Raw genomic sequence first — 7986 nt, 5'->3', positions numbered from 1 at the left:
TTATTTCTACTGACATATCTACGGTTGACTTTCATCTATTTCCTCTCTAGTATGACAGTTCGAGGAGTCTTTGTTCCTCATTTTTTGGTCAGCTTCAATACTCACTGACCTGGCTCGAACTGTTGTACTACATTTTGTCGTGCGTAATGTGGGCTATATAGACGGGGACTAAAACCTGTGCCATTATAATTTTGCTCCAATTGTACTTGGTCTACAGTTGGGGAAGTCTTGGGAGAGTGCTGCTAACACTTTCTCAAGGCGTTAATATCCTTTCACTGATGAATGAATCATAATCGGGGTGATCGCCCAAGGCAAGAGATAATCCATAGAAAGTTTCCATAGACAAGATAGGGAGCGATCGGAGGTTTTCTATTCAAGAGCGAAGAAGAACGCTTCCATTCTCTCTAGCTCTGGAGTCATAAAAAAAATATGACCCTTCCATTCAGCATTGACTGGGTTACCTCTAACTGAAGAGCTGTGAAACCAATTCCCTGCAAAGCTTTTAGAGTTTTTCCATCCCTTCTGAAGGCTTGTTAGAGCGATAGCATTCTTTTTCCCCACAATGGGCTTCAGGTATTGATCGGTACAGCGAAGAGCTAGCTCTCATGAACAGCCATCTAACGGGACTTAAACAAATATTAGCGCCAAACCCAACCTAAAGTCGCTTGGTGAGCAGTGAATACGTCCCGATTTTTCTCCAGGCAACCACACAAAAGAGGTATACGGGGAGAGTGCCTGGATAATATACATAATCTCAGATTGGCTTGTCGTCATCCTCTCCTGAAATTAGCCCTTTCCCAGAATTGAGATTACGTTCTTCTAAACTCGATACCAATTGCTTGACGGTGTGTAGCTTCAGACCTTCCTTGGAGACACCTTGACTCAATTGCATTCCTAAAGCAAGAATCAGCCGCTCTCTGCTGCTGAACTGATGGACTCCAGTCATTGCTGTCTCTAGGGAGGATAAAACACGCTTGAGTTCTGCTTCTTCTTCTACTGTTAATTGCTGATGGTCTTCTTGATGCTCTCTAGAAGTTGCTAACCCAGCAACAAAGCCACCTAAAATCAGGCCTACCCACGCACCTGTAGTACTGCCTTGCAACCAAGCACTTGGCCCTGCCCAAAGTTGACACACTTTGCTAAATCCCCAAGAATGGTCTTGGCAAGCTTGCATTTTAGATTGAAATTGCAAGTTTCCACCCACAGCAAAACCAAAGCCACTACAGGCTAGGGCCATTAGGGTACACATTAAAATACGCTTGTTTTGACTCAACTGAAGTTATAGCGCTTTGCGCTGGTAATAGGGAATGGTCAAAAGTGAAGGCTGTAAGCTAGGGAGAGGTCATAGGCAAAACCGAGTTTTACTCGTTGCTGATCAAACAGTTTAGCAAAATTTTTTAGCGGTTTCAATCCAATCGAGCAACTCTTGAAACTGAAAGTTCTCCACCAAATGTTGCAAATATTGGGCTATTTCTTCTTATTCACAACTTAATTGTTTAATAGATTTATAGATTTCATCCTGCATTCCGATAATGACAGTTTGTTCAAATTCATCTAGCCAGGTTAATGAGAGCTTTTTCAAGTCTTTTTCAGTCAATATATCAGGTGTAAATAGGGAGGTTTCTTGGGCGGTATTTAGGAAGGAAGCGAGTAAGAGTCCGTTAGCTGAATGATCGTCAACAACTAAACTGTGGTCAGTGGGTTGATCGTCAGCTAAGGCGATCGCCTGTTGGTCGCGCCTGAAGTCGTCATTTTGAGCATCTATCCCTTCCTGGGATTCTTCAATGTTGAGTTCAAACTGAAACTGAGTGCCCTTACCCAGCTCACTTTTCACCCTCAAGGTAGAGCCGAGCATCTGCACAAACTTTTGACTGATCGCTAGCCCTAAACCGGTTCCTTCTTGAGTGTGATGGGCACTTTCTGTGTGTGCAAAGGGTTGAAAGAGATGTTTCAATTCTTCTGGTGCAATTCCCTCACCAGTATCGGTTACCGTGAATTGTATGTGTTTATAGGCAAGCTGTTTTACTTCTAAAATGACTGCCCCCAAGGACGTGAAGTTTAAGGCATTATTGAGCAGATTGATTAAAATTTGTCGTAATTTTACACCGTCAGTTTGTATCAACTCGGGGACATCAGAAGACAGGTCAATTGTTAAGATAATTCCCTTGGCAGCGGTCTTCAAGTGCAATGAATGATTGATCTCTTCGAGTAAATACCGAAGATTAATCCAGCTTAAGTTAAGAGCTAAATGACCCGCTTCAATTTTAGAGAAATCGAGAATTTGATTAATTAAACTGAGTAAATAGGTTCCACTCTGGTTAATCAGATGCACATAGTGGCGCTCTTCTACACACAGATAAAGACTCTGTTCCAATAGAGTAGGATAACCGAGAATGGCATTGAGGGGAGTACACAGTTCATGGCTCATATTAGCGATAAATTCGCTTTTGGCTTGATTGGCAATTTCGGCTGCATCTTTGGCTTTCGCGAGTTCGATATTGGTTTGATGCAGTTCTTGGGTATGTTCAATGACTTGTTGTTCGAGAGTCTGATTGTAGTTTTTGAGTAGAGCTTCGGCTTCTTTGCGATCGCTGATATCTTGAAAGAGATGAATGGCATAAATCACTTCTCCCTCTAGATTGCGAACAGGAGTGGCGTACACTTCTAGGGGAATTCGCCGATCTTCTACCTGAAGTTCCAAGGCATCAGTGTAGGCATGTTCTCCCTGGATAGCACAGACTAGAGGCAGTTGGTCTGAACGGTAGAGTGTTGAGGTTCCTGCTTGATACACTGGGTAGACTTGGCTGATTTGATCGAGCATACCCTCCGAAGTATGTCCTCTCAAGAGTTCTTCGGCTTTGGGGTTTACTAAAATCAGTTTACCCTGGGGATCGAACACCATAATCCCCAGGGGCAAACTGGAAATAATCAGGGTAAGTTCATGTTCTTTCTCGGCAATGGTTTGGAAAGAAGTTTGCAGTTGTACCTGCATCTGACTAAAGGTACAGCTTAAGTCGTGAACAATATCGATCCCACTAATGGTTACAGGAGTATTAAGATTACCAGAAGCGATTGCTTGGGCACTGTTCTTTAGGCGTACTAGGGGTTTAGAGATCCATTGAACGATGAGACCACCGATGAGACTCGAAGTTATTAAAGTCAGAAGACAGAGGGCGACTGTGCCTCGGACATTGGCTCGAATCTGGCTCATAAACTCCGATTGGGGAACTAAAATCGCCAGCTTCCAGCCTTCTGGAAATGCTGAAATAGAAGGGTGACCTTGAATGTGTAGATCTTTCTCGGAGACAGTTAGTTCTTCACAGTACAAACTATAGTGTTCTGTTTTACCGGTCTGTTCTTGAATGGCTAATTGAAAATACACGGGAGAATTGACTTCAATCTTGGGTTGTTCCTCTTCTAAGTAACGTCCTGTGGCAGCCACAATCGGATCTTGACTCGCCCTGGGAGGGATCTGTTTAAAACTTCCGGGAATAACCTGTCCTTGGGAGTCAAAGGCTAATGTAAATGGGGGATCTTCGGTAGAACTGGCAACCATTTGTCCTTGGCAATCAATAATCGCAATCCGACAGCCTTCACACAGATTCAGGGATTGCAGAAACATTTGGATACGTTTTAAATCCAAATTCACTGAAAAAATACCCTTAAGTTGTTGGTTTTGATCGTAGAACGGAGCATAAGTATTAATAGCTAATAAAGGTTCTCTGCCAATTTGAAAGGGTTCTGACCAACCCGGGGCGCGATCGCGCTCTGCTGCCTTATACCAAGGTCGGTCCCTAATCGCAAAAGGAGAAATCACCGTCATATGTTCTTCAAAGATTCCATCCTCATTAACAAAATCAACGGTGATTTCATCTTGTCCTGCAAAAGCGTAAGTATGCTCAATCCGTTCGGGTTGACTGGCGCTATGGTGCATGACCCGAAATTGTCCGTCTGGCAAGGCCAACAGAATGCTGGTTGCTGACTTAAAGAGTTTGAGTTGTCCTAATAGATGGCGATCGATATCCTCTAGGTTATCCAGATTCAGTTGGCCTTGCTGCACAGCCTGGATATTAATCTGGTTAATTTGTAAGATAGTAGAGAATTCACTGACCAAGTAAGTTTTGACTCTAGCGGATCTTTCCTCTATAAAGTGTTGTGCTAAATGATCAATACTTTTTTTCCACTCTGATAGGAGAAGTAGCCAACCAAACTTACTGTAGCTACCAGTTGCACGACAAAGGGAACAATCAGAACGGTTCGTAAAGGCAGATTTTTCAGGAATTTATGATAGTCAAAGCACTGAAGTTTCATTTATAGCAATACAAGGATTGTAATCCCTCATCATTAACGACTATGATTGAATCCATTCTATCGTGCTTGACCATCTGGCAATTTCATGGTTAGAAAACCCCAAAATAATGCTACACATTAATCCCCGTGTCTAGAGTGTCAATCATCTGTAGCAAACATCAAAGGATTTGAAATAGCAGTTTCCTTTGCGATGCTGGTTTCTCTCTTCTATGAGGTACAGCTTGAAGCCTTAGAACCTAAGCCATACAAGCTATTGCTAGAGAGCCTATTGCCTAGCGCGAAGCGCTATACATCAATGGCGGTTTTGAAAGATAGCCAAAATAGCTCACTCGCTAGATTAAGTTTCGTTTTTACTCCCCCGACTCTCCCACTTCTCCATTTCCCCACAGCGCTGTATTACGTGTGGGCAGATCTGTAATAATGAAAACCATTTTTACCCTACTCTATACTGTTAAGTTTTCTATAACATTTTCTTTGTTTTTTCTATTAAATCTAGAACTTCTTGAAAGTGAAAGCCATCTACAAGATTTTTTAAATATTTAGCCAAACAATCGTGTTCACGACTTAAGTCAAAAATTACCTTTTCCATTTCTTCAGGTATACCAATAATAACCGTTTTCTCAAGTTTTTCCAACCAACTTAAAGACAGTTCCTTAAGTTCTTCATCAGTAATTTCTTCCGGGGTTAACAGACTACTTACTGGAGGGTCTGAATAGATAAATTTGACCTTAAGATACTGCTCCAAAACTTGGCTAATCTCCAAAATCTGGAAGGGTTTAGCAATCACCCGATCGCAGCCAGAGGCGATCACCGAATCTCTCTGATGATTAAAGGCGCTGGCAGTGATGGCAATAATCACGGGAGAGTTATCCTGAGCCAGATTTTTAATCACTTGAGTGGCTTGTTCTCCATCCATGTTCGGCATCCGAATATCCATAAAAATCAGATCGGGTTGCCAAGTTTTCCACTGTTGAATGACTTCGGCTCCATCTTTAGCTTCGTTAGTTTCAAATCCCCAATTTTCCAGTAAGGAGACTAATAAGAGTCGATTAACTTGATGATCGTCGGCGACTAAAATACGGTAAGTGGGTTGATCGGGAGCTAATTGAATCACTTGGTGGGAGGGTTGAGCCACCAAATTCCGATCCTCTACCCTCTCTTCAAGGGCTAATTCAAACTGAAACTTAGTCCCCTTACCCACTTCACTCTTCACTCTTAAGGGTGAACCCAACATCTGGGCAAATTTTTGACTGATAGCTAACCCTAAACCGGTTCCCTCTTGGCTCTGGCGACCACTTTCTGTTTGCATAAAAGGTTGGAAAAGATGCTCTAATTCTTGTGGTTTTATCCCCACTCCAGTGTCAGCTACACTAAATTGAATGTGTTGGCTAGAAGTCTTTCTCACTTCTAATCTTACTTCTCCCACAGAGGTGAATTTAAGGGCGTTATTGAGTAGATTAATGAGAATTTGTTGTAATTTTATCCCATCCGTTTGTATCAACTCTGGTACGTCATTCCCTAGGTCAATCGTTAAGTCAATTCCTTTAGCTGTGGCTTTCAAGCGAAATAGATTATCCACCTGTTCGAGCAAGTGTCGAAGATTAATCCAGTTTAAGTCAAGGTTCAAACGACCCGCTTCAATTTTAGAGAAATCAAGAATTTGATTAATTAAACTGAGTAAATACGTTCCGCTATTTTCAATCAGATGTAGGTACTGGCGCTCTTCGTCAGAGAGATTAGAGCTTTGTTGCAACAGGGAGGGATAACCGAGAATAGCATTCAGAGGAGTCCGTAGTTCATGGCTCATATTGGCGATAAATTCGCTTTTGGCTTGGTTGGCTTTTTCGAGTTCGACGTTGGTGCGGTGGAGTTCTTGGGTGCGTTCTAGGACTTGTTGTTCTAGAGTTTGGTTGTAGTTTTTGAGTAAGGCTTCAGCTTGTTTGCGATCGCTGATATCCTGAAATAGATTAAGGGCATAAATAACTTCTCCCTCTAGGTTCCGAATCGGAGTAGCGTAGACTTCTAAGGGAATACGCATTCCCTCAACCTGAATTTCCAGGTCATTGGCATAGGCATTTTCGCCCTGGAGGGCAAGCATTAGAGGGATTTTATCGGCACGATACAGAGTTGAAGTTCCTGCTTGATACACTTGATAGGCTTGACTCAGGTCACCGAGTGTAGTGTCGGCAGTATTGCCTCTTAAGATTTGTTCGGCTTTGGGGTTGACTAAAATCAATTTCCCTTGGCGATCAAATACCATGACTCCCAAGGGCAAAGATTGAATAATAATTGCTAATTCATATTCTTTCTGGGCAACTGCTCGGAACGATTTTTGCAGTTGTTCCTGCATCTGACTAAAGGCATGACTTAAGTCATGAACCACACCAATACCACTAATGGTTACAGAGGAATCAAGATTGCCAGAAGCAATGTCTTGGGCGCTCTTCTGTAAGCGTAGCAGGGGTTGGGAAATCCATTGAACGATTAACCCACCGACAAGAATTGACGTAACTAAAGTCAGAAAACACAGGGCAATAGTTCGTCGGATATTGGCTCGAATCTGGCCCATAAATTCAGATTGGGGAACCACAATTGCCAGTTTCCAACCCTCTGGAAGAGCTGAAACTGAGGGGTTTCCTTGAATTTGTATATCTTGCTCGGAGACGGTTAATTCTTCAACATATAAACTATAGTATTCTCGCTTGCCTACTGGTTGTTGGATGGCTAAGGGAGAATACAGGGGGGAGTTGACTGAAATCTTGGATTTTTCTTCTTCTAAATAACGTCCTGTGGCAGCTACAATCGGATCTTGACTGGCGCTGGGAGTCATCCGTTGAAACGTTCCCTGAATGACCTGTCCTTGGGAGTCAAACGCTAAGGTGAAGGGCGGATCTTCTGTTGAACTGGCAATCATTTGTCCTTGGGGATCGACGATCACAATCCGACAGCCTTCACAGAGGGTAAGGGATTGGAGAAAGGTTTGGATACGTTTTAAGTCTAAATTGACTGAAAAGATCCCCTGGAGTTGTTGGTTTTGATCGTAAAACGGAGCATAAGTATTGATAGCTAATAGGGGGCCATTCCCAATTTGAAAGGGTTCTGACCAACCCGGAGCGCGATCGCGCTCTGCTGCTTTGTACCACGGTCGCTCCTTAACGATAAAAGGAGAAATCACCCTCGAATGTACCTGGAATTTCCCCTCCTCATCCACAAAATCAATGGTGAGTTTATCTTCTTTGCTCAAACTGTAAGTCTTTTCAATTTGTCCAGGTATATAGCCACTCCGGTGCATAACCCGAAAGGTTCCGTCGGGCAAGGCCAACATCACACTCGTTGACGATTTAAAGAGTTTGAGTTGTCCCAACAGATGGCGATCGATTTCTTCTAGGTTATCCAAATTCAGTTGCCCTTGTTGCACGACCTGGATATTAATTTGGTTAATTTGTAAGAGGTTAGAGAATTCACTAATTAAGTAGAGTTTGACTCTTGCGGATCGTTCCTCTATAAAGTGTTGCGCTAAATCATTAATGCTCTTTTTCCCACTCTGATAGGAGAAGTAGCCTACCAAACCCACCGTACCTACCAGTTGTAGGACAAAAGGGACAATTAAAACGGTTCGTAAAGGCAGATATTTGAGGAGTCTCTTCCAATTGGATAACAGTGATTTCATTGATG

At 42.7% G+C, this 7986-nt stretch carries 3 protein-coding genes; all 3 read right to left on the bottom strand.

All coding sequences use genetic code 11. The features are described 5' to 3' along the window. Nucleotides 1–754 precede the first annotated feature (754 nt). The 3 genes from J7529_RS14995 to J7529_RS14985 all read right to left on the bottom strand — a co-directional run bounded on the left by J7529_RS14995 (nt 755) and on the right by J7529_RS14985 (nt 7981). Nucleotides 755–1273 (bottom strand): hypothetical protein, encoded by a 519-nt coding sequence (locus tag J7529_RS14995; protein WP_318729644.1) that lies wholly within the window; start codon nt 1271–1273, stop codon nt 755–757. Between the two features lie 204 nt (nt 1274–1477). Next, nucleotides 1478–4114 carry an ATP-binding protein gene (locus J7529_RS14990; protein ID WP_318729642.1) on the bottom strand — a complete coding sequence of 879 codons (2637 nt, stop codon included), beginning with the start codon at nt 4112–4114 and terminating at the stop codon, nt 1478–1480. 657 nt (nt 4115–4771) lie between these two features. Further along, entirely contained in the window at nt 4772–7981 is a 3210-nt protein-coding gene (locus tag J7529_RS14985; RefSeq protein ID WP_318729640.1) for an ATP-binding protein, read from the bottom strand. Nucleotides 7982–7986 lie beyond the last annotated feature (5 nt).

The sequence above is a fragment of the Roseofilum sp. Guam genome, from assembly GCF_017746735.1.
GTDB classification, from domain to species: domain Bacteria; phylum Cyanobacteriota; class Cyanobacteriia; order Cyanobacteriales; family Desertifilaceae; genus Roseofilum; species Roseofilum reptotaenium.
Note: the sequence above shows the minus strand (reverse complement) of the source record. Positions and strands in the feature narration are given on the sequence as shown.